The sequence below is a fragment of the Oscillatoria sp. HE19RPO genome (genome assembly GCF_024220515.1).
Taxonomy (GTDB): domain Bacteria; phylum Cyanobacteriota; class Cyanobacteriia; order Cyanobacteriales; family Laspinemataceae; genus Laspinema.
This window is the reverse complement of the sequence record NZ_JAMXOT010000060.1, coordinates 1-2,148: the sequence shown is the minus strand read 5'-3', so window position 1 is coordinate 2,148 and position 2,148 is coordinate 1. Positions and strand designations below refer to the sequence as shown.

The 2,148-nt window shown below is 40.7% G+C and carries 1 protein-coding gene; it reads left to right on the top strand.

The annotated features are described in order from the left end of the window. The first annotated feature begins 418 nt into the window (after nucleotides 1-418). Entirely contained in the window at nucleotides 419-1,492 is a 1,074-nt protein-coding gene (locus NG833_RS06670; RefSeq protein ID WP_254564526.1) for an ISKra4 family transposase, read from the top strand. The last annotated feature ends 656 nt before the right edge of the window (nucleotides 1,493-2,148 follow it).

Here is a 2,148-nt window from a genome sequence, read left to right as displayed (position 1 = left end):
GTAACGACTTCAGTCGTTCTCTTAGTTCGTAGTAACGACTTCAGTCGTTCTCTTAGTTCGTAGTAACGACTTCAGTCGTTCTCTTAGTTCGTAGTAACGACTTCAGTCGTTCTCTTAGTTCGTAGTAACGACTTCAGTCGGGAGCATCTCAATTTGGCACTTGATACTTTTAGGGGGCAGGAAAAGCCTGTAACTGTTCAAATTAGTGCAGATTGCCAATATTAAACTAAAGAAGAGAAAAACGGTACTAAGCTGCTCACCGTCGTTCATTGGATGCTCTGAGGGAAATTATGAAACTCGACTGGGTGCGGCGTTGCAGCCGATGAATGAGCTAGAAGCATTGAATTTAAATAGTCAATAGCTGAGGAGGGTGATTTGATGTGATAAAATTTTATTTATTTGAATTTAATTAAAGCTGATGAACTTGAATCCTGAACAGTTAGAACGCCTTGACGCCTGTATCCAAGAAATAGGTGAAATTTTGTACAGCCAGATGGACTCAGTTAAGCTTAAAGACATGGAAATGTTAGAAAGCATGACGCGGCAACATATCTTGGACTATATAGGGCCAAAACTTTTGTTTTTTTTTATCTCTCAAGTGACCGGAACAACTCACGGAAAAAACCGGAAACTTAAAACTTGTGTAGGAAACCTAACTTTAACTAACAAACAAGCCCATATTATGGGAATAACCTCCTATGCTCGCCTCAGCCCACTTTTATTAAAATGTAGTTTGTTAGTGAGTGCTAAAGCTTCTTATGGAATGGGAGAAAAGGACATAGAAGTCTTGACGGGGGTCCAAGTTTCTCATAGTACATTACAACGTCAAGTTAATAAGTCAGAATTTGATTGGCCTTCAGCTAAACAAGCCGTAAGTGAAGTCAGCATTGATGGAGGTAAAGTTAGACTGCGTACTCCCTTTCAAGGCGCTCCTTGTGTCTGGAAAGATTATAAAGTAGGAAGAATGCAAGGAATTTACTATGGGGCGAGCTTTCAAGACCCTCAAACTTTAACGGATTGGATTAATAGTCAAAAAACGACTAATCCACTCATCTGTTTAGGAGATGGGCATGACGGAATTTGGAATCTTTTTAAAGAAATAGGCAGCCCCGAACAACGTCAGGAAATTTTAGATTGGTTTCATCTTAAAGAAAATCTTTATAAAGTTAGGGGGTCAAAGAAGAACCTGAAAAAAATCGAAACTTTACTCTGGAAGGGCCAAGTTATAGAGGCTAAAGCCGAAGTGTTCAAGTATAAAAGTCACCAAGCCTCTAAATTCAGAGCGTATTTAACTAAACATGAATCCCGAATTATTAATTATGAGCAAGCTCAAAAAGAACAAATTTGTTCCATTGGCTCGGGAGCTGTAGAGTCAGCAGTTAAGCAAATTGACAAACGATTAAAATTAGCTGGAGCACAATGGAATTCCGAAAATCTCCATAAAATTTTAGGATTACGCTGTGCTTATCTTAATGGGAGCCTAGCTGCATAAGGTGACAAAGACTGACGGTTAGTTGTTATTTTTTTAGAGTTTATAACTCAATATTTTATCCCATTTATCTGATTCCCGTATGGGAAGTTAGGTCGTTTTATTCTGCCTAAAGTTTACTCCAAGCTTTGATAAACTTTTTTCTCAGCAACCCAGGCGAAGGGTCCTCCCATCATCCGACTCTAGAAAGATAATATTTTTGCCAAATTGAGATGCTCCCCTTCAGTCGTTCTCTTAGTTCGTAGTAACGACTTCAGTCGTTTCCGTATTCTTCGCCCCACAGCCTAAAGGCTGGGGCTACACAAACAAAGCCCGCCTGCGCGGGCTAGTCCATAAAACCCTGTTCAAACTATCAATAATTCTCCCCAGTTCGTAGTAACGACTTCAGTCGTTATCCCCAGTAGCAACAACCGGCGGGGGTTCAAACCCCCGCCTAACAGCTAAAGTCGGATAAATCCGACTGAAAGTCTTATCCAGTAGTATTTTTAGTCGGATTCAATTGTTCGTAGTAACGACTTCAGGGGATTCCAACAAATAAATCATCCTTGCTTTGATGCGATCGCACCTAACAAGGCTCTTTTAGCCCGCGCAGGCACCGCTTTGTCCGTGTAGCCCCAGGCTTGAGCCTGCGGGTTTTTTGAAGGTTTTATTTTTTGGAG

Bases quoted from the DNA above. Each gene is read 5' to 3' on its own strand.
- NG833_RS06670 (WP_254564526.1), top strand. From the start codon at position 419: ATGAACTTGAATCCTGAACAGTTAGAACGCCTTGACGCCTGTATCCAA.